General features: G+C 56.5%; 26 protein-coding genes, 1 tRNA gene and 1 pseudogene. 9 read left to right on the top strand and 19 right to left on the bottom strand.

All coding sequences use genetic code 11. The annotated features are described in order from the left end of the window. The first annotated feature begins 126 nt into the window (after positions 1–126). The 3 genes and pseudogenes from H3L94_RS02835 to H3L94_RS12835 all read left to right on the top strand — a co-directional run. Positions 127–933 (top strand): M48 family metallopeptidase, encoded by an 807-nt coding sequence (locus H3L94_RS02835; protein WP_182122580.1) that lies wholly within the window; start codon positions 127–129, stop codon positions 931–933. 102 nt (positions 934–1,035) lie between these two features. Then, a complete protein-coding gene (locus H3L94_RS02830) occupies positions 1,036–2,751 on the top strand; it encodes a proline--tRNA ligase (protein WP_182122579.1) in 1,716 nt (571 codons plus the stop codon). A gap of 119 nt (positions 2,752–2,870) precedes the next feature. After that, positions 2,871–3,017: pseudogene (locus H3L94_RS12835) on the top strand (lipoprotein signal peptidase); the annotation flags it as partial. 11 nt (positions 3,018–3,028) lie between these two features. Here H3L94_RS12835 and H3L94_RS02825 read toward each other — a convergent pair. The 4 genes from H3L94_RS02825 to H3L94_RS02810 all read right to left on the bottom strand — a co-directional run bounded on the left by H3L94_RS02825 (position 3,029) and on the right by H3L94_RS02810 (position 6,966). After that, entirely contained in the window at positions 3,029–3,643 is a 615-nt protein-coding gene (locus H3L94_RS02825; RefSeq protein ID WP_182122578.1) for a glutathione S-transferase family protein, read from the bottom strand. Between the two features lie 85 nt (positions 3,644–3,728). After that, positions 3,729–4,292: a YceI family protein gene (locus tag H3L94_RS02820; RefSeq protein ID WP_182122577.1), complete on the bottom strand. Its 564-nt coding sequence runs from the start codon at positions 4,290–4,292 to the stop codon at positions 3,729–3,731. Positions 4,293–4,510: 218 nt separating this feature from the next. After that, on the bottom strand, positions 4,511–6,286 hold the full coding sequence (locus tag H3L94_RS02815; protein WP_182122576.1) for a monovalent cation:proton antiporter-2 (CPA2) family protein: 1,776 nt from the start codon (positions 6,284–6,286) through the stop codon (positions 4,511–4,513). A 143-nt stretch (positions 6,287–6,429) separates the two neighbouring features. After that, a complete protein-coding gene (locus H3L94_RS02810) occupies positions 6,430–6,966 on the bottom strand; it encodes an NADPH-dependent FMN reductase (RefSeq protein ID WP_182122575.1) in 537 nt (178 codons plus the stop codon). A 56-nt stretch (positions 6,967–7,022) separates the two neighbouring features. Here H3L94_RS02810 and H3L94_RS12310 point away from each other — a divergent pair, with 56 nt between their 5' ends. Next, on the top strand, positions 7,023–7,169 hold the full coding sequence (locus H3L94_RS12310; RefSeq protein ID WP_342355421.1) for a lipoprotein signal peptidase: 147 nt from the start codon (positions 7,023–7,025) through the stop codon (positions 7,167–7,169). 38 nt (positions 7,170–7,207) lie between these two features. On the opposite strand, the gene H3L94_RS02805 is transcribed toward H3L94_RS12310, so the two are convergent. The 3 genes from H3L94_RS02805 to H3L94_RS02795 all read right to left on the bottom strand — a co-directional run bounded on the left by H3L94_RS02805 (position 7,208) and on the right by H3L94_RS02795 (position 8,962). Further along, entirely contained in the window at positions 7,208–7,489 is a 282-nt protein-coding gene (locus H3L94_RS02805; RefSeq protein ID WP_009119621.1) for a GNAT family N-acetyltransferase, read from the bottom strand. 131 nt (positions 7,490–7,620) lie between these two features. Then, complete coding sequence (locus tag H3L94_RS02800) at positions 7,621–8,160, bottom strand: DUF924 family protein (RefSeq protein WP_182122574.1); 540 nt, start codon at positions 8,158–8,160, stop codon at positions 7,621–7,623. A gap of 85 nt (positions 8,161–8,245) precedes the next feature. Continuing rightward, positions 8,246–8,962, bottom strand: coding sequence for a pirin family protein (locus H3L94_RS02795; protein WP_009119623.1), 717 nt, complete (start codon positions 8,960–8,962; stop codon positions 8,246–8,248). A 127-nt stretch (positions 8,963–9,089) separates the two neighbouring features. On the opposite strand from H3L94_RS02795, the gene H3L94_RS02790 reads away from it, so the two are divergent. Then, complete coding sequence (locus H3L94_RS02790; protein ID WP_182122573.1) at positions 9,090–9,968, top strand: LysR family transcriptional regulator; 879 nt, start codon at positions 9,090–9,092, stop codon at positions 9,966–9,968. A 200-nt stretch (positions 9,969–10,168) separates the two neighbouring features. Here the strand turns inward: H3L94_RS02790 and H3L94_RS12945 are convergent. From H3L94_RS12945 to H3L94_RS02770, 4 genes are all read right to left on the bottom strand, one after another. Then, positions 10,169–11,108 (bottom strand): IS630 family transposase gene (locus tag H3L94_RS12945; protein WP_182122572.1). Its coding sequence is split into 2 segments (ribosomal slippage): positions 10,169–10,774 and positions 10,776–11,108, totalling 939 coding nucleotides; the frame shifts between segments, so codons are not numbered across the junction. 126 nt (positions 11,109–11,234) lie between these two features. Next, positions 11,235–11,858: an esterase/lipase family protein gene (locus H3L94_RS02780; RefSeq protein ID WP_182122571.1), complete on the bottom strand. Its 624-nt coding sequence runs from the start codon at positions 11,856–11,858 to the stop codon at positions 11,235–11,237. Positions 11,859–11,880: 22 nt separating this feature from the next. Continuing rightward, a complete protein-coding gene (locus H3L94_RS02775; RefSeq protein WP_009119626.1) occupies positions 11,881–12,243 on the bottom strand; it encodes a SpoIIAA family protein in 363 nt (120 codons plus the stop codon). Positions 12,244–12,366: 123 nt separating this feature from the next. Next, positions 12,367–13,230, bottom strand: a complete 864-nt coding sequence (locus H3L94_RS02770; RefSeq protein WP_182122570.1) for a DMT family transporter — start codon at positions 13,228–13,230, stop codon at positions 12,367–12,369. 151 nt (positions 13,231–13,381) lie between these two features. Between H3L94_RS02770 and H3L94_RS02765 the strand changes: the two genes are divergently transcribed. Beyond that, the gene (locus H3L94_RS02765; RefSeq protein ID WP_244958819.1) at positions 13,382–14,020 is read left to right on the top strand and encodes a hypothetical protein; all 639 of its coding nucleotides are present in this window, start codon (positions 13,382–13,384) and stop codon (positions 14,018–14,020) included. Between the two features lie 197 nt (positions 14,021–14,217). Here H3L94_RS02765 and ftsB read toward each other — a convergent pair whose 3' ends face one another. Together ftsB and eno are read right to left on the bottom strand one after the other, a co-directional pair. Continuing rightward, positions 14,218–14,505: a cell division protein FtsB gene (gene ftsB / locus H3L94_RS02760; protein WP_182122568.1), complete on the bottom strand. Its 288-nt coding sequence runs from the start codon at positions 14,503–14,505 to the stop codon at positions 14,218–14,220. A 19-nt stretch (positions 14,506–14,524) separates the two neighbouring features. After that, on the bottom strand, positions 14,525–15,808 hold the full coding sequence (eno, locus tag H3L94_RS02755; protein ID WP_182122567.1) for a phosphopyruvate hydratase: 1,284 nt from the start codon (positions 15,806–15,808) through the stop codon (positions 14,525–14,527). 219 nt (positions 15,809–16,027) lie between these two features. Between eno and H3L94_RS02750 the strand changes: the two genes are divergently transcribed. Continuing rightward, positions 16,028–16,121 (top strand) — tRNA-Ser (locus H3L94_RS02750). A 579-nt stretch (positions 16,122–16,700) separates the two neighbouring features. Here the strand turns inward: H3L94_RS02750 and H3L94_RS02745 are convergent. From H3L94_RS02745 to H3L94_RS02720, 6 genes are all read right to left on the bottom strand, one after another. Continuing rightward, positions 16,701–17,348: a tetratricopeptide repeat protein gene (locus H3L94_RS02745; protein WP_182122566.1), complete on the bottom strand. Its 648-nt coding sequence runs from the start codon at positions 17,346–17,348 to the stop codon at positions 16,701–16,703. 155 nt (positions 17,349–17,503) lie between these two features. Continuing rightward, positions 17,504–18,130, bottom strand: a complete 627-nt coding sequence (locus tag H3L94_RS02740; protein WP_182122565.1) for a tetratricopeptide repeat protein — start codon at positions 18,128–18,130, stop codon at positions 17,504–17,506. Positions 18,131–18,161: 31 nt separating this feature from the next. After that, the gene (locus tag H3L94_RS02735; RefSeq protein ID WP_182122564.1) at positions 18,162–18,608 is read right to left on the bottom strand and encodes a hypothetical protein; all 447 of its coding nucleotides are present in this window, start codon (positions 18,606–18,608) and stop codon (positions 18,162–18,164) included. Positions 18,609–18,652: 44 nt separating this feature from the next. Then, complete coding sequence (locus H3L94_RS02730; protein ID WP_182122563.1) at positions 18,653–18,949, bottom strand: hypothetical protein; 297 nt, start codon at positions 18,947–18,949, stop codon at positions 18,653–18,655. 50 nt (positions 18,950–18,999) lie between these two features. Beyond that, positions 19,000–19,533, bottom strand: coding sequence for a tetratricopeptide repeat protein (locus tag H3L94_RS02725; RefSeq protein WP_182122562.1), 534 nt, complete (start codon positions 19,531–19,533; stop codon positions 19,000–19,002). Between the two features lie 155 nt (positions 19,534–19,688). Further along, entirely contained in the window at positions 19,689–20,282 is a 594-nt protein-coding gene (locus H3L94_RS02720) for a cold-shock protein (RefSeq protein ID WP_182122561.1), read from the bottom strand. A 252-nt stretch (positions 20,283–20,534) separates the two neighbouring features. On the opposite strand from H3L94_RS02720, the gene H3L94_RS02715 reads away from it, so the two are divergent. Next, positions 20,535–20,954, top strand: coding sequence for a helix-turn-helix domain-containing protein (locus tag H3L94_RS02715; protein ID WP_182122560.1), 420 nt, complete (start codon positions 20,535–20,537; stop codon positions 20,952–20,954). Between the two features lie 193 nt (positions 20,955–21,147). Beyond that, positions 21,148–23,265: a type I secretion system permease/ATPase gene (locus H3L94_RS02710; RefSeq protein WP_182123082.1), complete on the top strand. Its 2,118-nt coding sequence runs from the start codon at positions 21,148–21,150 to the stop codon at positions 23,263–23,265. Positions 23,266–23,304 lie beyond the last annotated feature (39 nt).

The following is a 23,304-nucleotide window of genomic DNA, read 5'->3' as shown; positions in this document are numbered from 1 at the left end:
CACCGTGTCGGTTTTAAGAGTACGGCCGACGGCTGCCGCAAAGCGGCTTCCGATGCTATAGTTCGGCTTCGGTGCGCAGCGGCGGTTTTGCTGCGGCGATTGGCTATTTTTACAGGAGGCAACATCATGCGTCGTTTTTCCCGTTCCTTGGCCGCGGCGGCCGTCAGCCTGGGTTTGCTGTCGGGCTGTGCCGGCATGGCCGATGCCTTGGGCTACAACACCCAGGCTTTGAATGCCCATTCCGCTCAAAGCTATCAACAGCTGAGGGTGCAGGCACAGCGCAGCGAGGTGCTGGACACCCGTTCGGCCACCGCCCGCCGCGTGCAGCGCGTGTTCCAGCGCATGAAGCCGCATGCCGAAGCGGCCAACCGCACCGGTGTGCCGTTCCAGTGGGAAATGATGGTGATCCGCAGCAAAGAAATGAATGCTTGGGCCATGCCGGGCGGCAAAATGGCGGTTTACACCGGCTTGGTGGAAACGCTGAACCTAACCGATGACGAAATTGCCGCCGTGGTGGGCCATGAGATGACGCACGCCCTACTGGAGCACAGCAAACAGGCGGTTGGCCAGAAAGTGCTCACCGGCTTGGCTTTGGACATCGGCGGGCGCGTGGTGGCCAGCCAAACCGGCATCAGCAGCGAAGCCATCGGTTTGTCGCAAGGCTTGTTGGCCGAATACGGCATCGGCCTGCCTTATTCCCGCCACCACGAGCGCGAGGCCGACAGCGGCGGCATGCTGCTGATGGCGCAGGCGGGTTACGACCCGCGCGCGGCGGTTACGGTGTGGGAAAAAATGGCGGCTTATCAAGGCAGCGGCAACGCCTTGTCGGGCATGCTTTCCACCCATCCGTCCAATCAGTCGCGCATTGAAGAGCTGCGCCGCCAGCTGCCTTCGGTGCTGCCGGTGTACGAACAGAACCGCCGCCGCCGTTGAGCGGCAGACCGTCTTTTCAGGTAGCCTGAAGCCCGCTTTCAGGCTACCTGAAACCTTGTTACAATCCCGCCCTTTACTTTTCTTTAAATACAGCCTACCGCCATGAAAGCCAGCCAATTCTTTATTTCCACCCTCAAAGAAGCCCCCGCCGAAGCCACGCTGCCCAGCCACCGGCTGATGCTGCGCGCCGGCCTGATCAAAGCCAGCGCTTCCGGCCTCTACACCTGGATGCCGATGGGCCTGCGCGTATTGCGCAAGGTGGAGCACATCGTGCGCGAGGAAATGAACCGCGCCGGTGCCATCGAGCTGCTGATGCCGGTGGTGCAGCCGGCCGAATTGTGGGAAGAATCCGGCCGCTGGACGTTTTACGGCAAAGAGCTGTTGCGCATCAAAGACCGCCACGAGCGCGATTTCTGCATCGCCCCCACCTGCGAAGAGGTGATCACCGACATCGTGCGCAAAGAAGTGACCAGCTATAAGCAGCTGCCGAAAAACTTCTACCACATCAACACCAAATTCCGCGACGAAGTGCGGCCGCGTTTCGGCGTGATGCGCGCGCGCGAATTTGTGATGAAAGACGCCTATTCCTTCCACGCCGATTACGAATCGCTAGTGCGCGACGGCTACCAGCCCATGTACGACGCCTATTGCCGCATCTTCGACCGCCTCGGCCTCAACTACCGCCCGGTGGCGGCCGACACCGGCAGCATCGGCGGCACCGGCTCGCACGAATTCCAAGTGCTGGCCGACTCCGGCGAAGACGTGATTGCCTACAGCGACGCTTCCGATTTCGCCGCCAATATCGAGCTGGCGCAAACCCTGCCGCTTTCAGGTAGCCGCGCCGAGGCCGCGCAAACGCTGAACAAAGTACACACGCCCAATGTGAAAACCATTGCCGACTTGGTGGCGTTTTTAAATGTGCCGATTGAACACACCCTCAAATCCATTGTGGTCGAAGGCGAGGCAGACGGCGAATTGGTGTTGCTGCTGTTGCGCGGCGACCATGAATTCAACGACATCAAGGCCGAAAAACTGGCGGGCGTGAAATCGCCGCTGACCATGGCCGATCCTGCCGCCATCCGCGCCGCCTTCGGCGCCAACGGCGGCTCGCTCGGCCCGGTGGGCTTTAGCGGCAAAGTGTACGCCGACTACGCCGTCGAAAAAGGCGCCGACTGGGTAATCGGCGCCAACGAAGACGACCACCACTACACCGGCTTCAACTTCGACCGCGATGCCGCCGAGCCTGAATTCGTCGATTTGCGCAACGTGGTGGCGGGCGACCCCAGCCCCTGCGGCCAAGGCTACCTGAAACTGGCGCGCGGCATCGAAGTGGGTCATGTGTTCCAGCTGCGCGACAAATATTCGCAAGCCATGAACGCGGCGTTCCTCGACAACAACGGCAAATCGCAAGTGATGGAAATGGGCTGCTACGGCATCGGCGTGAGCCGCATTGTCGCCGCCGCCATCGAGCAAAACCACGACGAGCGCGGCATCATCTGGACCGATGCCATGGCGCCCTTCCAAGTGGTGATTGTGCCGATGAACTACAAAAAATCGGATGCGGTGCGCGAAGCGGCCGATAGGCTGTATGCCGAATTGTCGGCCGCCGGCGCCGATGTGTTGCTGGACGACCGCGACGAGCGCGCCGGCGTGCTGCTCAACGATTCCGAACTGTTGGGCATTCCGCACCGCCTGGTGATCGGCGACCGCGGCCTGAAAGAAGGCACGGTAGAATACGCCCGCCGCACCGACAGCGAAGCACAAAGCGTGGCGCTGGCCGAAGCGGCAGCCAAAGTATTGGCGGCCTTGCAAGCTTAAGGCGGCAGGCCGGTTTGCCGGCAACATGCTGAAAGGCTACCTGAAAAGTTTTAGCTACGCAGATACTCGCGCAGCTGGCTTTCAGGTAGCCTTTGGTTTATTCGCAGGGCAATATCAGGATGAGACCTTTGCAAAACCCCCATCTGCGGCGCATTTCTGCGTTGTGCGCTGCTCGTTCGCTTGCCTATCTATATGATATGTCTGCACTCACTGCGCTGCTACGCCTTGAACTGCATCCACATCTGGGGGTTTTGCAAAGGTCTCAAGATGATTTGCCTCAGCCCTGCTGGGCGGCCATCACTTTCTGTACCGCCGGGTCCTGCTCCATACGCTGCATCAGACCGGCAACATTCGGGTATTCGCGCCAAGATTTCGGCGTGTATTCGGTCCAACGCGCCATCACGAAGGCGTAAGCGTCGGCCACGCTGCGTTTGCCTTGGTAAACGTAGCCGTTGCCGGCGGCGATCAGTTTGTCGAGATGCTGCATGGCGCGGTCGATGCGGGCGAAGGCGGCCTCTTTCACTTTTTGCAGCGCGGCTTCGCTCTCGTCGGTGGTGTAGCGCTGCGGGAAAAACAGCGGCCAAAAGGCGGGGTGCAGGTCGCTGGCGAGGAAGGAGAGGGTTTCGTTCATCTCGAATTCGTTCACCAGGCCTTCGTTGCCGCCGATGCCAGCCTCGGGGTGCAGGCCGACGATGTATTTCAAGATGGCGGGTGCTTGGGTTAAGGCACGCGGGCCGCCGATGTCGAGCGCGGGCACCGCGGCCAGGGGGTTGATGCGTTTGTATTCTTCGGAGGCGTAATCGGCACGCACAGCTTCATAATCGGCGCCGGCCCATTCGAGAGCGATCCAGCAGGCCAAGGCACAGGTGCCGGGGGCGTAATAGAGTTTCATCGGGTTTCCTTTGCGGGGTTGCGAGTCGGTATTGGGACGGCCGGCTACCTGAAAGCGGGTTCAGGCAACCGGCCGGCTAAGGGGCTTATTGTTTGGCCGCTTCGATTTGGATGTCCAGACGCACGTTTTTGGGAATACCGGCTTCCAGCAGGTAGTTCATGCCCCACAGGGTGCGGTCGATGGTGGCGGAGAAGTCGCCGCCGCACACCCGGGCCTTGAGGATGGGGTTGTCGTAGCAGTTGAATTTCTCGGCGCGCAAGGTAACCGGATGGGTTTTGCCCAGCAGGGTGAGGCGGCCTTCCACCGAGTGCACTTTGTTGCCGGCGAAGTTAAAACGGGTGGAAACAAAACGCATTTCGGGGTGACGTTCGGCGTGGAATAAGTCGGCCGATTTCAGGTGGTTGGTGAATTCGGGCGAGCTGCTTTGCAGTTTGGCCACCGGAATGGTGATGTCGATGCTGCCGGTGCGGCGGGCGGGATCGAACTTCATTGCGCCGGTCAGACCGTAAAAGCCGCCGACATTGGTGCTGGTGCCGAAGTGGTCAATGGCGAAACGGGCATTGGTGTGGTGCGGGTCGATGCGGTAATCGGCGGCCACGGCGGTGGCAGCGACGGCGGCCAGGGTCAGGGCAAACAAGGTTTTCTTCATGATGGGTCTCCGTTGGATGGTGCCGTTGGCAAACGGCGGTGGTCAGAACTGCCCACAGTCCGGCCGGCGGCTGGGCAGGCGCGGCAACCGTGCATCTGTCGGTCGGGAAAGAGCGTGCTCTTTCCGTGCGGCAGCGGTTTTACTGCGCCAGACCCTGCGGCAAACCGGTGTGGGCAGCTCGCAAAAAAGAGGTGGGCGGGTTGGCGCTTGTCGGCGATTCAGTGCGTCGGCGGCGTATTTTTCAGCAATAAGGCACGGCCGGCAAATTCGTCCCCCGCCACTTCCAAAGCAAAGCGCTCGGCATCGGCGCGGCGCACTCGGCTACGGATGGCATCGGCTTCGGCCTCATCCGCCCCCAGCGCTTTCACGGCCTCGCTGCCCATGCTGACGGCGGCATCGAAGGTTTCGCGTACCAAGAAGTCGGCTTCGGCTTTCACCAACTCGAGCGCGTGACGGCGGTCGCGGGCGCGAACAATCACTTTGGCAGCCGGACAGCGGTGTTTGGCAACGGCCGCAATAAGGGTGGCGGCGGCGGCATCGTCCACGCACACCAAAATACAATCGGCATGATGCGCCCCGGCGGCGTGGAGCACGTCTTCTCGCGAACCGTCGCCATAATACACCTTAAAACCGTAACCGCCGGCTTCGCGGATCACGTCGGGATTGTTATCGATAATCGAAATGTCTGCGCCGTAGGCAATCGGCGCTTGGCTGGCGATTTGGCCGACGCGGCCGAAACCGATAACCAACACATTGCCGCGCAATTGGTTTTCACCGTTTTCCACGCTGTCCACGCCGTCAAGCGACACGCCGCTGCCGCGGGCAAAGCGTTGGTGCAGAATCAGCATCAGCGGGGTAATGGCCATCGACAACACCACAATGGCGGTCATATTGGCATGCACGGTGGCGTTGATCACGCCCTGCGCAGCGGCGGCGGAAAACAGCACAAAAGCAAACTCACCGCCCTGCGCCATCATCACCGCGCGTTCCAGCGCCTCGGCGTGGCTGCTTTTCGCCAGCCGCGCCACCAGGTAGATGACGGCGGCTTTCAGCACCATCAACACCGCCACCCCCGAAAGAATCAACGGCCAGTTTTGCGCCACCACCTTCAAATCCAAAGCCATGCCCACGCCGAGGAAAAACAGGCCGAGCAGCAGGCCGCGGAAAGGCTCGATATCCGCTTCGAGCTGATGTCGGAAAGACGATTCCGACAGCAGCACGCCGGCCAGAAACGCCCCCATGGCCATCGACAAACCGCCCACCTCCATCAGTAGGGCTGACCCCAAAACCACCAGCAGCGCCGCCGCCGTCATCACCTCGCGGGCTTTGGATTTGGCCAAAATGCGGAATAAAGGATTGAGCAGCCACAAGCCGGCGGCCACCAAGGCGGCCACCGACAGCAAGGCCATGCCGATGCTGGTCCACAGCGAAGCACCGGCCTCGCCGGCGGTGGCGATGTGCTCGGCGCTGGTTGGCGCCAGAAAAGCCACCATCGCCAGCAAAGGCACGATCAACAAGTCTTCAAACAGCAAAATCGACACCATGCGCTGCCCGGCGGGGCTGGCCAGCGCATGACGTTCACCCAAAACCTGCATCACAATCGCCGTGGAAGTGAGCACAAAACCGGATGCGCTCACCCACGCCACCTGCCAAGGAAAACCGAAGGCCATGCCGGCCAGGCTCAACACCACCGCGGCCAGCACCACCTGCATGCTGCCCAAGCCGAAAATCTGCCGGCGCAAACCCCACAGATGCGAAGGCTTCATTTCCAGGCCGATGACAAACAAAAACATCACCACGCCCAGTTCGGCCACATGAATAATCGCCTGCGGGTCGTCAAACCATTTCAAACCAAAGGGGCCAATGGCCAGACCCGCGGCCAGATAACCCAGCACCGAGCCCAAACCCAGCCTTTTGAACAAAGGCACGGCAATCACCGCCGAACCCAATAAAGCGACCACTTTAATCAGTTCGCCCGCACCTGCTGCTGCCATCGATACCTACTCATGAAAAATGGCTATTCAATATTGTGGATTGCCGCCAGAGCCGTTTGCCAACCGTGCGGGGGACTTGCGCGCCGCCGCGGAGGGTGAACGGCTGGGCATACGCACGCTTGGAAAAGTTTCAGGTAGCCTGCTTACTCGGCCGCCCAAGCATAAAAAGCAGCGGCAAATTTGTTTAAAAATGCGGCGGTGCGCTCGTCGCTCACCTGCCCCTTGTCCAGTGCGGCATTGGCGCGGCTCAAAAACACCTCCGGCGCAATCAGCACCTCGGCACCCAAAGATTGCAGGCTTTGACGCAAATGCAGGCCGCTGTTGATGCCGCCGTAGCTGCCCGGCGATGCGGTGGCAACCGCCACTTTTTTGCCGTTCCACACGCTGTGCCCGAAGGGGCGCGAGCCGATGTCGATCAGGTTTTTCACGGCAGCCGGCATGCTGCGGTTGTGCTCGGGGCTGACGATCAGCACCGCGTCAGCCGCGCGCAGTTGGGCGCGTACGCGCTCGTATTCGGGCATGCTTTGGCTATCGCGGTCTTGGGTGTACAGCGGCAGGTCGCCGATGTGCACTTCTTCTACGTGTACGCCGGCCGGGGCTTGGGCGACGATGTGCGCGGCCACGGCGCGGTTGATGGAGTTTTGGCTGAGACTGCCGACAACCAGGGCAATGTGGGTCATGGAATGTCCTTTATGCGTGATGACGGATGAAGTGGGGAAAACAGAGGCTGAGACCTTTGCAAAACCCCCATCTGCGGCGCATTTCTGCGTTGTGCGCTGCTCGCTCGCTTGCCTATCTATATGATATGTCTGCACTCGCTGCGCTGCTACGCCTTGAACTGCATCCACATCTGGAGGTTTTACAAAGGCCTCAGGCTACCTGAAAAACAGATGGCTCAAAACGCTTTTAGGCGCCGCCGTGTCATACCGAGTGGGCTTGGTATTCGGGGTGTTTGTCGATATAGGCTTTCACCAAAGGGCAAACCGGCTTCACTTTCAAGCCTTTGGCCACCGCGTCGTCGAGTACGTATTTGACCAGAAAAGAAGCGATGCCGCGCCCGCCCAATTCGGGCGGCACTTCGGTGCGCGTGTAGGCGATGCCGCCTTCGAACAATTCATAATTCTCAAAAGCGATGTGGCCTTCTTCATGGATTTCAAAGCGGTTTTGTTCGGTATTGTTGATCACAACGTAATCGCGGGACATGGTTTTTCCTTGGGGTGATTGGTGAGGGGTGCTTTTTCAGCAGCCGGAGGTCATTATCAGCCGGCCGGCGGCGTCTTGAACGGCAAAGTTTGCGTTGGCCGCAGCCTGGTTGGTGTAAAACGGCAGCCGCCCTAAAACGAGGAGCCCGGCTCTTGTAAAAACGCCCGCTCTTCGGCCGTGCTTTCACGCCCCAGCACCTCATTGCGGTGCGGGTAGCGGCCGAAGCGGTCGATGATCACTTTATGCTTGATTTCAAAATCCAGCGCATACGGTGTGGTGTAGCGGGCAAACAGTTTCTCCGCCTGGGCATGAATGGCACGGCTTTCGCTGTGCATCAGCGGCATCAGCATAAAATGGCGCTCGGCAGGCACCATATCGGCAAAACCCGGTTGCCGCACCGCCTCCTGCGCCAAAGCCACCGCCATATTGTCTTGGGCAAACGCCAAGGGGCTGTTGCGGTGGAGATTGCGCGAAAACTGGTCGAGCACAATGATTTCGGCCAGCCGTCCGGTTAGGGTGTCACGCCAGCCGTCCAGTTCCGAATACACCGCTTGTTGCCAAACATCGTAAAAGCGGCTGCGGATTTGTGCGTCAAACGCATCGCTTTTGGCAAACCAAAAGGGCTGGTTGGCATCGTTGAACCAAAAATCAAGTACGGTTTGCGGGCTCATGGCGGCTCCTGACGGGGTTTGAGGCTACCTGAACATCCGTCTCTTTTCAGGTAGCCTGCGGATGGTGACGAACCGAACGAGGGCATCAAGACAATGCCATCGGCACGTCCATCAATAAGATTTCGGCATCGCCCAAGGCCTCCACTTCAAAGGCGTCGGTGTCCCACAGCCCCAAGCCGTCGCGCTCGTGCAGGAGGTGTCCGCCGACGCGGGCTTCGCCTTTGATCACGAAAACATACACGCCGTTGCCGGCTTTTTTCACGGTATAGGTTTTGCGGGTGCCTTGATCGAATTTGGCCAGCGAAAACCAAGCATCTTGGTGGATCCACACGCCGTCGTCTTCGGGATTGGGCGACAGCACCTGCTGGAAATCGTTGGGTTTGGCTTGCTCGGCAAGGGTGATTTGCTGGTAGCGGGGGGCGACATCGCGCTGATTGGGGAACACCCAGATTTGCAGGAATTTCACCGCCTCGTCGGCATTGGCGTTCATTTCGCTGTGGGTGACGCCGGTGCCGGCAGACATCACTTGAATATCGCCGTTGCGGATGATGCTGCCGTTGCCCATGCTGTCTTTGTGGGCCAGATCGCCGCTCAAGGGGATGGAGATGATTTCCATATTGTTGTGCGGATGGGTGCCGAAGCCGCCGCCGCCAGCCACTTGGTCGTCGTTGATCACGCGCAGCACGCCAAAGTGCATCCGCTGCGGGTTGTAATAATCGGCAAAGCTGAAGGTATGGCGGCTTTTGAGCCAGCCGTGATTGGCCAGGCCTCGGGTATCGGCTGCATGGTAAACGGTTTGCATGGTGTGCTCCTGATGATGTGTGTGTTTTGGGCCCCGAGTGGTGAGGCAGTGGACGGATTATACGATTAATCTTTTTTTTTAATAAATAGGGTAAAATGCAAATATTTGATGCAATAATGGAACAATAATGGGTTTATTGGACGATATGGCTTTGTTTGTGGAAGTGGTGAAGGCCAAAGGTTTCCGCGGCGCGGCGCAAAAGCTGGGCTTACCCGGCTCCACCGTGTCGCGCCGGGTCAGCGCTTTGGAAAAAAACATCGGCCTGCGCCTGCTCAACCGCACCACGCGCAAGGTGGAGCTCACCGAAGCGGGCGCCATTTATTACGAGCGCTGCCGCTACATCGTCGAAGAAGCCGCCGCCGCCCACTTGGCCCTTAGCGAGATGGTGGCGCAGCCGGCCGGCACATTGCGCCTGTCGGTGGCCTCCGATGTGGCCCGTTTTCTGATTGCTCCGTTTTTGCCCGAGTTTGCCGAGCGCTACCCGCACATCGGCTTTGATTTCGACCTGTCCGACCGCCATGTCGACTTGGTCGGCGAGCCGGTTGATCTCGCCATCCGGGTAGGACAGCCGGCTGACTCGCTGCTGATTGCCTACCCCTTAGCCACGCTGTGCTGCCGGCTCTATGCCGCGCCGGGCTACCTGAAAAAATACGGCACGCCGGAGAACCCGGAGTCGCTGGCCCGTCACCAATGCTTTCCTCGCACCGCCCGCCAAAAAGAATGGACGCTCACCCGCGGCAGTAAAGAAGTGAAAGTGCCGATACAGAGCCGCTTCACCGCCAACGACCTCAGTTTCAGCCGCCACCTCGCCACCCAAGGTTTAGGCATCATCATGCTGCCCGAAATCATGGCTGCCCACGAAGTGGCCAGCGGCGAACTGCGCATCTTGCTGCCCGAATGGCGAGGCGCCCGCCTGCCGATTTACGCCCTCAGCGAGACCAAGCTGCTGCCGGCCAAAGCCCTGCGCTTCATCGAGTTTTTCAAAGACAAGTTGTGCCGGGAATGAGCAGGGATCCAGGGGCTGTTGACCATTCGCCTAATGGCGGTATTGTCGGTAAAAACGTCTGTTTACTTTGGCAAAATGCATGCAAGGTGTGTCCAATCTTAACTGTGACTTTTAGCCCTCAGGCGTCAATTTTTTTCCTTAAAAAACGCCACATTAAGCCACACTGCTGAGCTGTCAGCAGACCCTAGAGCAATTTCGATTTAATTCATTACATACCCAGCTGATTTGAAGTAATTGGCACACTCTTGAGCCGAGAACAGATCAACCAGCTGCCCCATGCGCTGCCACAGCGCACCCACCGTGCGCTCGCCCGCCCTGCGCAGCAGCGCCTTGAACTTGGCAAACAGCTTCTCGATGGGGTTCAAATCCGGCGAGTACGGCGGCAGATAGCGAATGCTGGCGCCCACGCCTTCGATGGCTTCTCGCACGCCCGCCACTTTGTGGCTGGAGAGGTTGTCGGCAATGACGATGTCGCTAGGGCGAAGTGTCGGGCACCGAAAGGTTTTGACCCACGCCAGAAACACGGCGCCATTGATGGGGCCATCGGTCACCATGGGGGCCGTCAGTGCATCACAGCGCAAGGCGGCAATGAAGGTGCTGGTCTTCCAGTGCCCATGCGGGGCGCTGGCCACGCAGCGTTGACCGCGCGGGGCGCGCCCGCGCAGCGGCGTCATGCAGGTGCTGCTCCAGGTCTCGTCCAGAAATACCAGGCGCCTGGCATCGAGCCGGGCCTGCTGCTGTATCCAGCTCGCCCGTGCCTGCTGCACGTCTTCACGTTCCTGCTCGCTGGCGTGCAGCGTTTTTTTTGAAGCTCAGCCGCCATTTGTTGAGCTGGTGCCACAAGGCCGAGGGTTTGATGCTGATGCCATGCTCGCCCAAACGCTCGCACATTTGCACCAAGGTCAGATCGGGATCGGCCTTGATCCAGTCGCGGATCATGCCCTCTACTGGCGCCAGTCGGGAGATGCGCTTGCCGCCTTGCTGCCTGCTGCTGCGCTCGCCTTCTTTTTCGAAGCGATCACGCACCCGATATACCCACATGCGGCTGACTTCATAACGACGGGCAATGGCGCTGGGGCGCTCTCCGCGCTCCAGCGCTCCCAGTACTCGATCTCGCAGGTCTTGCGAATAGGCGCGCATCTCATGCTCCGGCTGCCAGAAAAAACCTATTATGTAACGTTTTTAGTCGAAGTTGCTCTAGCTGTTTAGTCCCACCATTAGCTGCCGGATTCACGGGAAGTGCGCCACAATGAAGCGGGCAAACGGCTAAACCTTTTGCTCCGCATGTAGAAAATGGCCGTGACGCAAAAAATGAGCGGTCTGCATGGCGGCGGTTTGATCGGCCAAAATACCGCTGTGGCTGACGGGCAGCACGAGATAGTCGCGGCAGTTTTCGGGCCGGGTTTCTGCCAACAGCACGGTTCCGTCGCCGCCGCGATAGAGGCCCACGGCCAAACCGAGACCGAGATGGCGGTTGCCGGCGATACAACCCAAATCAAACTGTGCCGGCCACGGCGGCACATCGCCGTCAAGTGCATGATGGTAGGCATGGCCGATGAGCGGACGGGCGTAGCGGTGCAAACGGTCGGCGGCCGTGCTGCCCAAGTGCGGGGTGGCCAAGGTGACGCAACGACCGCGGATCAGCTCTGGATAGTCGGCAGCGAAACGGCGCAGCACGATGCCGCCCATGCTGTGGCAGACGAAATGCAGCGGCTCGCTGTGGCGGCGGTAATAGGCTTGCACTGCATCGGCCAGCCGGGCGGTGTGCTGCTTCAGGGTGTGGACAACGCTGTAATAACCGAAACGGCGGCACTGGATGCCGTGCACTTGCAGGCGGCGGGCGGTGGGCAGCATGGCCCAGGCGTGCATATGCAGGCCGTGCAGCAGCATGACCTGCAGAGGTATGGATGAATCAGGCCGCATCATCGCCATCGGAGAGCAGCCAGCTTTGGGCGGCGGCGGCATCGTCGAAATATTTGGGGTGTTGGCGGGTGAGCAGGCCGGAGATGTGGGCGGCCAAACGGATCCAAATATCGTCCACCACAATGGCAATACGGCCGAAGTCGTTTTCGTGGCTGCTCATGAAACGCAGCTGCTCCCACGCCATGTCGATGGTGAAGTCTTTGAGCATAGACAAATCCAGCAAGATGTCGGGGCGGTGTACCCGGTGCAAGCAATCCAGGACGGCTTGTTCGAAGGCGCGGAAATCCTCCAAAGAAAACTCATTGTAGAGGGCGACGTTCAGGCCGTAGTGCTGTTCGCGGATCGAAATCATAAAGCCTCCTGTGTGCAAAAGGTTTCAGGTAGCCCGAGAATGGGTGTGGACAATATAGCGTTTTTAAAGCGCCGGCTCAATTGCGCTGCGGCCGGATATTGACTTGGCGCAAAAACGGTTGCTTCAGGAGGTTTTTTTTACCAGACTGCCGATGATGCCGGCGGCGATGATCACGGCCATACCGGCGATTTCCTGCCAGCCTATTTGGTCGCCGAGCCACCAGACCCCGAGCAAGGTGGAAAACACCACGGTTAAGTAAGACAATGACGCAACGGTAAACTTTCGACCCACCTGATAGGCGCGGGTGAGGCAAAGCTGGGCCACGGTAGCGGTGATGCCGATGCCGAGCAAATAAGGCAGGGCATCTGAGCTGATGGGATGCCAGCCTTCCCAAGTGGCCAGCGCACCGGAGAGTACGGTGGCGACCAGACAGAAATAAAACACCACCCGCCAGCCGGGTTCGCCCAACAGAGAAAGTTCGCGCACCTGCAGATAGGCCCAACCGGCGGCCAAACCGGCAGACAGACCGACTAAGCCGGCCCACTCCTGACCGGCGGCGAAGGTAGGTCGCAGTAAGATCACGATGCCGACAAAGCCCAGAAACAGGCCGGCCAGCATATTGGGCGCGATTTTTTCTTTCAGCAACAGAAAGGAAAGCAGCGCGAGAAACAAGGAAGAGGTGTAGTTTAAGGTAACGGCCGTGGCCAAAGGCAGGTGGGCGATGGCATAGAAAAACAGCATCAGGCCAAGGGTGCCGGCCACGCCGCGGCTGAGGTGGGCATGCCAATGGGGCGTACGAAAATCTTGACGCCGCAACAGCGCCAAACCGCCCAATACCACCAGGCCGAAGGCGGTGCGCCAGAAAACCAGCTCGTTGAAACCGAAGCCGAAATCGCTGCCGGCTTTTTTGACCAGCGCGCCCATTAGGGCGAAAACAGCGGCGGCAATCACCATCCAGCCGGAACCGAGTTTGTCTTGTTGCGGCATAAGTAATTTGATTGCTTGAAAAAGAATTAAAGTGGGGAAAATAAAAAATTTTAGTAAATCCAGGCGAAATACTTTTATGTGCTATTGTTTTTGATAATTTCAGTCACTGATTTGAGAAATCACCGGCATTTTAGATCTAATATGAACGATGATGAATAAAAATCTTAATACTTCACCTTCAAATAAACCGAGAGAAATCTTCCGCCTTCTGATCATCACCATACCTAGCGTTTTTGTGTTGCAGTTTATTTGGCTTGGCTTGGTCATTCTGGTTGATAAAGAGGACATAGGCATTTCAGCCGAACGCGTGCTCTTGGGGATGGCGGCGCTGATGATGGGTGGGCTGTGGGCTTGGCTGAGCTTGAAAGGAAAAATGCCATTCGGCTACGCTACCCCCAAACTAACGACAGCACAAAACCCTATTCAAAAATTGATGAGGGGGCTGTTTGTTGTTGCGGGAATGGCTACTTATGTGGCTTTTGCAATGATGCCCGAAGCCATGGTTTATGCTTTTTTTCGTGTTCTTTCTTTTGGGCCCATTCTCGATATACTGGGTTTGTTGGCTTTGTTTGCCATGGTGCTTTTGATTGTCATAGATTCCTTGATGACCAGCATAAAACACAAGCTGATGCCCCATAAAAAACCCAAAGAGAACATTCGTTATATCAATTGGTATCTATTTGCCATGATCAATTGGGTGGTGGCGCTGCTCATGATTATTGTGTTTTTATTGATGGTTTATGGATATTGGGTCCCTATTTTTATGGATAATAAAATAATGATTCAATGAGAAAATAATATCCGAAATATTTTTTTGAATATCCAAGATAGTGGAAACAAAGCCCGATAAACAGCATGAAATCGACGTTGTAGGATTGGACTGGAAGCCGGAGACGGCTAGATAAAATGCGGTCGGGCAAGTATTTGGGGGCGATAAAAAGTTTTCAGGTAGCCTATATGCCACAGGCTACCTGAAAATCAGCCGTTTTATTCTGCTGCGGTCTCTGCCGGCAAGATGCGGTAGAAGGTTTCGCCGCTTTGCACATAGCCTAGATCGGTTCTGGCGATTTCGGCAATGGCGTCTTGACCGTTGCGTAAATCTTCCACTTCGGCAGCCAAAGCTTGGTTGCGAACCACCAATGCGTCGTTGGCAAGGCTTTGGGCTTCCACTTCTGCTTCTAAGCGCCACATATCGCGCCAACCGCCTTTAGACAGCCATAAACCTTGTTGCAGCCAAAGCAAGGCGGCCAGTAAAACCAGCGTTACCCATTTCATACCGTATTCCTAAAACGGTTTAACCCAGCTGATAAAACGCTTTTTTGCCGGGATACCAAGCGGCCTCGCCCAACTCTTCTTCGATGCGTAAAAGCTGATTGTATTTGGCCATTCGGTCAGAGCGGCTGAGGGAGCCGGTTTTGATCTGCATACAATTGGTGGCGACAGCCAAATCGGCAATGGTGCTGTCTTCTGTTTCGCCGGAGCGGTGGCTCATCACACTGGTATAGCGGTGGCGCTTGGCCAAATCCACGGCTTTCAGGGTTTCGCTCAGCGTGCCGATTTGATTCACTTTGACCAACAGGGCATTGGCCAGACCCTGCTCAATGCCTTCGGCTAAGATGGCGGGATTGGTGACAAACAAATCGTCGCCCACCAGCTGCACCTTGCCGCCCAATCGTTCGGTCAGCAGTTTCCAGCCTTCCCAGTCATGCTCGCTCATGCCGTCTTCGATGGAGATGATGGGATAGTCGTTCACCAGTTTGGCCAAATAATCGGCAAATTCGGCGCTGCTGAGAGCCAAACCTTCTGCGCTCAGGTGGTATTTGCCGTCTTGGTAGAATTCGCTGGAAGCGCAGTCCAGAGCCAGCACCACGTCGCTACCCGCCACATAACCAGCGGCCGCCACGGCTTCCAGAATCAATTTAATGGCGTCTTCGTGGCTGGCCAGATTGGGTGCAAAACCGCCTTCATCGCCTACGGTGGTGGAATAGCCTTTGGTGTCGCACAGTTTTTTCAGGTGGTGGAAAATTTCCGCACCGCAACGCAGGGCGTCACGGAAACTTTCGGCACCCACCGGCATGATCATGAACTCTTGAATATCAAGGCTGTTGTTGGCATGAGCGCCGCCGTTGATCACGTTCATCATCGGCACCGGCATCGCCATCGAGCCGGCGCCACCCAAATAGCGGTAGAGCGGCAGGCCGGCATCTTCGGCAGCGGCGCGGGCCACAGCCATGGAAACGGCCAGCATGGCGTTGGCGCCCAAACGGCCTTTGTTGTCGGTTCCGTCGAGATCCATCATTACTTGGTCGATATGGCTTTGCTCGGAAGCATCAATACCGATTAAGGCTTGTGCAATTTCGTTATTCACATTTTCTACCGCCTGTAAAACCCCCTTGCCTAAATAGCGGCCACTGTCGCCGTCGCGCAGCTCCAAGGCTTCTTTTTCGCCGGTAGAAGCGCCGCTGGGCACCGCGGCCCGGCCCATGACGCCGGATTCCAGCAAAACATCACATTCCACAGTAGGGTTGCCGCGAGAGTCCAGGATTTCGCGGGCGAAAATATCAATAATTGCGCTCATGCTTCGCACTCCATAATCGAGATCATGTTCGGCAAACTGTTGTCTGCCGCCAAAACTTGGCGATTATACTCGGAAAAGCCAGAGCATGAAATGCGGCCTCCGCCGGAACGAGAATAAATTCATCGCTGAAATAAAAACCTCCCGTTTCATGCGCTCCCGCCTCAGAAAAAAGCTTGACCTTGAAAATTGCTTTCGGTATAGTTCACGCTTTAGAAAGCCGGAGTAATGGCTGAGAGGCTGAAGGCACACCCCTGCTAAGGGTGCATGTGGGCTAAAACCTGCATCGAGGGTTCGAATCCCTCTTACTCCGCCACATTTGATTTTAATTATTTAATTTTATTAGATAATTAAAGGTTATAGAAAAAATATGTACCACTTTGTGTACCATTGAAAAAAGCCGGTGATTTGTTCATCGGCTTTTTTCATTTGCCTTTTTTCATTTGCAATGACCAAGCAATTGTCGCTGCGTGAAGATGGGCAGTATGACTAGGCAGCAGCAAGAAGGTTTGCCTTGCTACCTCAATCAGCCATAGATGGTTTGTACCATCCATATGTACTTCCGGAGCTGTGCCCCAGGGGAGAGAGTAATCTGCACCGTAAGCTTGGCACGATCGCGATGTAATGGTGCGAAGATATGTCAGAACTGGGGGCTGTTGACAGCGCAGCGGTTTGGTTGGTGAAGCGGTTTTTCGTGTTAAAAACCATGTATGCCAAAGAGAGGCGAGATTGGGTACCTTGTAAGCATTTCCAACCAGCCAGCCGTGGCTTTTTAATCGGGTAGCGCAGCGGACTTGCGAAGTCAAAAGACAGCCACAACGCGTATTGCCAACAGCCCCTAAGACTGCCTACAAGTTTCAGGTAGCCCAGATGCCTCCAAAGTGGTGAAAGCTATTTAGTATCCTTGTAATTCCTGCAAAGCTCGAACCGCATTTTGATTCCCTTGTTCCGCTGCCTTGCGAATCCATAATTCTGCTTGATGCAGATCTCTTGCCATACCTAGGCCTTTTGCATACATCAAACCAATATTGTATTGCGACATGGCATGCCCCTGCTGTGCTGATTTGAGAAACCAAGTTGCGGCATGGCGCTTATTCGATGGTATACCTCTTCCTTCATAATAAATTACTCCGAGCAGATGTTGCCCATCGGGATCTCCTTGCTGAGCTGATTTACGGGCCCAGTAAACTGCTTGACGGTAATCTTGGGTTATTCCCCTTTGTCCTTGCACATACATCACACCAAGATTGAATTGTGCTTTGGCATGCCCTTGTTGCGCTGCTTTATGAAACCAGTTGAGAGCATGGCGGGCACTCTGCCTGACTCCTTTCCCTTCGTAATACATTACTCCGAGCTCGTATTGCGCTGCCCGGTCACCGCGTTCGGCCAATGGGCGGATGATACGGAGGGCGGTAGCATGATCGCTACGTTGGTTGGCTTCTAATAACTGTGTTATTTGTTGTGGGGTAAAGTCGGCCTGTGCGGCAGAGCAGAAACTGAGTGCCAGCAGAGCGGAGGCGAAGCGGAACTTGAAACATTGCATAATGAGATTCTTTCGAGAGTGGATGTGTGGATCTTGCAGAATTTGGCTGAGCAAGAATGAACACTCTTGGATTGTTAACTATGGATATGGAGAGAAATCGGAAGCTATTTTCATTCAGGCTGCCCGAAAACTTTCAGGTAGCCCGAGGTAGTTCATCATTGCCCCAATCGCTGCAAAGCCCGGATGGCATCAGAGTTGCCTTGTTCTGCGGCTTTTCGAAACCAAGTTTCGGCTTGACGAAGATCTCGGCTCACCCCCAATCCTTGCCGGTATAGTATGCCGAGATTGTATTGTGCTTCTGCATATCCTTGCTGTGCGGCCCGATGAATCCATATTGCGGCCTGACGGTCATTTTGTGGCATTCCCTGACCTTTGAGATACATGGTGCCGAGACGGCTTTGTGCAAAGCCGTGTCCCTGTTCGGCAGCCTTGCGAAACCAATAAGCCGCTTTGCTGAAATCTTGATCCACTCCTTGACCACTGTGATACATCATGCCGAGATTAGACTGTGCATGGATATATCCTTGTCTAGCCGCCTTTCGAAACCATTCGGCAGCTTGCTGGAGGTCTTTTTCCATATACATCACACCAAGATTATTTTGTGCTTCTCGATCGCCTCTCTCGGCTAAGGGATGCAGCATATCGATAGCTGCGGAATGGTCTTTTTGTCGGATTGCTTCTGAAAATGCCATTCTTTGTTGAGGTGTCAGGTCGGCCTGGGCAGTGATACAGAAACTGAGCGCCAGTAAGGCGGCGGCTAGACGGATGCTGCCGTATTGCATGATGCCCTCCTTATCGAAGTACAGAACTGGCTTATTGCTGAGCCATAATGTTTTGAATATCAACAAAAATGCGGCCAAAAACCGCCTGAAACTCGCCGTTATCGGTATAACCGAAGCGGTCGAATACCGGCCCGATCCGTTGGCTGGCCTGTTCCAGATTGAAATAAGGGCGCACCAACTGTTCGGGCGGGATGTCGGCCTGCTGACCGATCAGTCGGGCCATTTGGCTGTCCAGAAGGCTAGAAGCCAAATCCAGATGGACGCATTTCAGGTGGTTTCTGGCCGCCGTTTGGCGGTAACAACGGCGTACCAAATCCTCCAAACCCGCCATACCGTTCTGTCCGTAAACCGCCATCACCTGTTTGACGGCAGTTTGTCTGGCTTGATGGCTGTCGTGGGCCAAGCGCGGCCCGGCATAAGCGAGAGAGACGCTGCCGAATAAGGCGGCGGCGAGTATCCAGGGTTTCAGCATATTCATCACTTTCTTGGCAGATTGAAGATGAGAAGATTGTCCGGTTGCGTTCAGCAGGGACCAGCATCCCACTCGAATTGGTTGGAGAACGGATTGATTTTCTGTCTGGCCTGAAAACGCACTTTCCGTCCGTTGTCATAAGTGCGCCAACATTGGCTATTGATGCAACGCGTATTGCAGGACACGCGCCCGTTAACCTTGGCCGGCCGCGGAGGAAACTGGTTGTCTTGGGTCGCGGTTTGCCGTTGTTCCGTTTGCGGCACCGGCGCTTTGGGGGAAGCCGATGCGGGTAGGGACAAGCCACAGCCCAGTACGGCGAATGCCAGTAACGGATGTTTGATGATCATAAATATTCCTCCTATTATAGAAATGACGGCTACCTGAAAGTCGCCGGTTTTTAAAAAGACTGCCGCATCAACTGCTCGAGGTTTTCCTGTGCGATGCCGTAACCTTGGGCGGCCGATTGCCGGTAGAGCGCCAGTGCCCGCTGCCTGTTCCGACGCAAACCGCCTTCCCCTGTCTGATACATCACACCCAGGGAGTTTTGTGCCGGCGCATATCCCTGTGCGGCAGAACGCTCGAACCACAACCTTGCTTGGCGTGCGTTTTGCCGACCGGCAATCCCCTGCTTGTGAAACATCCCGATATTGTATTGGGCCACCGGATGACCGCTTCGGGCCGCCCGCTCGAACCATTGGCGGGCTTGGTCCATGTCGCCGCTGCGGTAATACAGCTCGCCCAAGCGGGCCTGTACTTCCGCATTACCGGCGGCCAGAGGTGTCAACAGCTGTTCTGCCTGCCGGTAATCCCCCTGTTCCACCGCCGCGGCCGCTTGAGCCAAAACCGCCTCGGCAGCCGGTGCCGCTGTCGCCGGCAGGCTGCAGGCCAATAAGCAGGCACAAAGGGTGGTTGCACCTAGTTTCAATCTCATTGTCAAAATCTCCTGTTGTTTGGGTTCGTCCTTGGCCGAAATAGCCAATTCTTCTTTAATTGTCGCCACCATCAAGCTGTGACAGATTGCCGATGTCGCGACCACTCCTTCTCCGCCATCCTCCTTTCCTCTTGTTTGCACCTGTACGACAATTCCTACTGATAACGGGCAGCCAAACGATCCAGCAGCCGCCTGATCCACGCCGCCGTTCCCGGCATCCGTTTCAACCGTTCGGCAAGAGGAGGCGACAGGCGGTAGTACAAGGCCACCAACCAAGAACCTGCCCGGTGGCGCAGCAGTGTCTCATCACGGAAACGACGCAGAGCAATCACCTCTTCGGCATAAGCATCGCCGTATACCGCCGTTGCGATAAAGCAGCCTTTATCTAAATATTGGTAGGTCGTGGCGCAATAAGGGCATACCGAGTGGCTGATATACGAGCGGTGGGCCGTCCAACTGGCTCTCCCCCTCCGATAAACAAATCTCGGAACCATCTTTTTACCGCACCCTTTGCACACCACCCGTTCATCATTGGAGTCCTGCGTTTTCTGAGGTCTGCCGGTAATTTGAACCTGCTTGGCAATCGGCCCGCGTTTGCCCGGTGCCGATTCGAATGCCACCTCGTCGCCGTTTCTCGGCAAATCGCTGCCTCGGATGTGGCGGACATTGAAATAATGCTCGGTTCCGTCCTCGTCGATCAGATAGCCGTAGCCTTTGTCTGCCGAGAACCATTTGACTTTGCCTTTCATAAGTGGCCTGTATGTTTAGCTGTCTGATAAACTGATCGGAACTTGAGATGTTTTGCCTGAGCGGTATTTTGCTTTCTTCATTTGGACTGTCAGTCAGCAGTCGTCTATCCCGAATCGGTAGTTAAGATCCACATGGACAAAGAAAATTTGATTATTTACAATCAGGCATCAAGAGTTTCTGTAGTTTATGGGTACCGTTCTTCTCTAACCAGCAACTCAAACGACAGTTGCACACCGTAAAAGTCATCATCTATGCAAGCACATGAAAAAATACGTATGTTTCGCGAACAGAAGAAATGGACGCAGGAGGAAATGGCTGAAAAACTGAATCTTTCTCTAAGTGGCTATGCCAAGATTGAACAGGGCAGGAGCCAACCTAACGTGCAGCGTCTGCAGGACATCGCCGAGGCGTTGGGTATTCAGTTGTTTGATCTGATGCCTGATTCCGACAACAATATGATTTGCCTGATCAATGAAGGCAGTTTGAAACAAGGGCACAATTTTTACAGCGGGAGCCAAGCCGTAATGATGGAAGTTGAGCAGCTTCGGTTGAAAATGGAGCATCTGTCCAGCCAGCTGTCTTATAAAGACAATTTGCTGGAACAGCAGGCTAGAGAGTTGGCGATGGCCAATGAATTGATTGCGGCTTTAAAAAACCAGCTAGCTAAGTAACAAATAAATGACGCGGAAGGACTGTTGCCTAGCTCAGGAGACAGTCCTTTCGTATCTTAATTTCAGCGAATTTTTACACTGGTTCGGCTTTATGCTCCTGTTTGCTTGACATTCCGTTAGCGGCCAGTATTATCGTGCCGCATGTTTTTTTGTGTCTTCATCCTATTTTTATCTGTCTTCTTCCGTTGCCGCCATGACCGCCTCTTCTCCGCCTTCCGCGCTCTCCGCCTTGATTCTGCTGGCCCATTACCACGGCATTGCCGCCAATCCGGCCGATATCCTGCACCGCTTTTCCGCCGACGGGACGGATTTATCGCAAACCGAGTGGTTGTTGGCGGCCAAGGAATTGGGGCTGAAGGCCAAACGGGTGGCGCACAAACACATCGACCGCTTGTCGCTGCTGTCGCTGCCGGCCATGGTTTGGTGCGAGGACGGCCGACATTTCGTCTTGGCAAAAGTGGATGAAGACCGTTTTTTGATTCAGGATGCGCAGGCCGGGCGGCCGGAGGTCTTGTCGCGGGAAGACTTTGCCGGGCGTTATTCGGGCGAGCTGATTTTGGTGGCTTCACGGGCGTCCGTGCTGGGGCAGCTGTCACGCTTCGATTTCACCTGGTTCATTCCGGCGGTCATCAAGTACCGCCGCATTCTTTTGGAGGTATTGGCGGTATCGGTGGTGATTCAGCTGTTTGCCCTGGTCACGCCGCTGTTTTTCCAGGTGGTGATGGACAAGGTGCTGGTACACCGCGGCTTCTCCACCCTGGATGTGATTGCCGTCGCCTTGTTGGTGGTGACCCTGTTCGAAGTAATCTTGGGCGGTTTGCGCACCTATATTTTTGCCCACACCACCTCGCGCATTGATGTGGAGTTGGGCGCACGGCTGTTCCGCCATTTGCTGGCCCTGCCGCTGGCTTATTTTGAAAACCGCCGGGTGGGCGATACGGTGGCGCGCGTCCGCGAGCTGGAGCAAATCCGCTCCTTCCTGACCGGCCAGGCTCTGACTTCGGTGCTGGATCTGTGTTTCTCCTTTATCTTCCTCCTGGTGATGTGGTACTACAGCGGCTGGCTGACCCTGATTGTATTGGCCTCCCTGCCGCTGTATGCCGTTTGGTCCGCCGCCATCAGCCCGATACTGCGGGCGCGGCTGAACGACAAATTCGCCCGCAATGCCGACAACCAGTCTTTTTTGGTGGAATCGGTCACCGCCGTCGGCACCGTCAAAGCCATGGCGGTCGAACCGCAGATGACCCGCCGTTGGGATCAGCAACTGGCGGCCTATGTTTCGGCCGGGTTCCGCGTGACCCGTTTGGCCACCATCGGCCAGCAGGGGGTGCAGCTGATTCAGAAACTGGTCACCGTCGCGACCTTGTGGCTGGGCGCCCGCTTGGTCATCGACGGCCAGCTCACTGTCGGCCAGTTGATTGCCTTCAACATGCTGGCCGGGCAAGTGGCGGCGCCGGTGATCCGTTTGGCCCAATTGTGGCAGGATTTCCAGCAAGTCGGCATCTCGGTGGCCCGCTTGGGCGACATCCTCAACACCCCCACCGAAAACCCGCAATCACGTCTGGCTTTGCCCGATATCCGCGGCGACATTCATTTCGAGCGCGTCTCTTTCCGTTACCGCCCGGACGGCGTTGAAATTCTGCGCGACCTCAGCCTCCACATCCGCGCCGGCGAAGTGCTCGGCATTGTCGGCCGCTCCGGCTCCGGCAAATCCACCCTGACCAAACTGGTGCAACGGCTGTATGTGCCCGAGCGCGGCCGAGTGTTGGTGGACGGCAACGACCTGGCGCTGGCCGACCCCGCCTGGCTGCGCCGCCAAGTCGGCGTGGTGTTGCAGGAAAACGTCCTGCTTAACCGCAGCGTACGCGACAACATTGCCCTGAGCGACCCCGGCATGCCCCTGGAACGCATCATCCACGCTGCCCGGCTGGCCGGCGCCCACGACTTTATTATGGAGCTGCCCGAAGGCTACGACACCGTAGTCGGCGAGCAGGGCGCCGGCCTCTCCGGCGGACAACGCCAACGCATCGCCATCGCCCGCGCTTTGGTCGGCAATCCGCGCATCCTGATCTTTGACGAAGCCACCAGCGCACTGGATTACGAATCGGAACGCGCCATCATGCAGAATATGCAGGCCATCTGCCAAAACCGCACCGTACTCATCATCGCCCACCGCCTTTCCACCGTACGCCACTGCCACCGCATCATCGCCATGGACAAAGGCCGCATTGTCGAAGCCGGCACCCACCAAGAACTGCTGGCCAAAACAGACGGCTACTACCGCTACCTGTACCGCTTGCAGAACGAATAAAGCCAAGCGCAGTGCCAAACCGATACATGGCGGCAAACC

It is taken from the genome of Neisseria shayeganii (assembly GCF_014054965.1).
GTDB classification, from domain to species: Bacteria; Pseudomonadota; Gammaproteobacteria; order Burkholderiales; family Neisseriaceae; genus Eikenella; species Eikenella shayeganii.
The sequence above is the reverse complement of the archived record's forward strand: the minus strand, read 5'-3'. Positions and strand labels throughout refer to the sequence as shown.